This is a genomic window from Flavobacterium sp. FlaQc-49 (assembly GCF_044005985.1).
GTDB classification, from domain to species: domain Bacteria; phylum Bacteroidota; class Bacteroidia; order Flavobacteriales; family Flavobacteriaceae; genus Flavobacterium; species Flavobacterium cupriresistens.
On the sequence record NZ_JBIPCS010000038.1, the window covers coordinates 1 to 516 of the forward strand.

Genomic DNA, 516 nt, shown 5'->3' on the forward strand with positions numbered 1-516 from the left:
TTACGGCTACTGCGTCAAACGGAACAACAGATTCAAAAACATATAGTTTTACATTAACTTGTTCTGGTGCAAACTGCCCAAATCAATTACCTGTAATTACTTGGAGTTCACCATCGAATACTACTGTATACCAAAGTACTTTCCAAGTTGTGCCAATTTCGGTTACAGCGGTTGATAGTGACGGATCGGTTTCAGGTGTTACTATTACCATCAATGGTGGTACGTTCAACATGACAGCAAGTGCAAATAATACCTATACGTATAATTTTACACCTACAGCTTATCAGGATTATCCGGTTGTAATCAAAGCAACTGATAATAAATCTGCTGTAACTACATTAAACAATACGGTTAAAATTGCTCCAATAAGCACCAACAGATTTATTCCGCTTCCTCCAAAAGTTATTTTAGGATATGCGCATTCTTGGGAAAATGCCGGTGCTCCATTTTTATATTTTTCTCAAATGGTGGGAAGTAAGTTTAACGTAGTTGATTATGCTTTCGTAGAAACTGTTA

The 516-nt window shown here is 36.6% G+C and carries 1 protein-coding gene; it reads left to right on the top strand.

Going from position 1 to position 516, the window contains the following annotated elements; all coding sequences use genetic code 11:
• On the top strand, window positions 1–516 hold a 516-nt coding region (locus ACHRV3_RS22990; protein WP_395442795.1), incomplete at both ends, for an Ig-like domain-containing protein.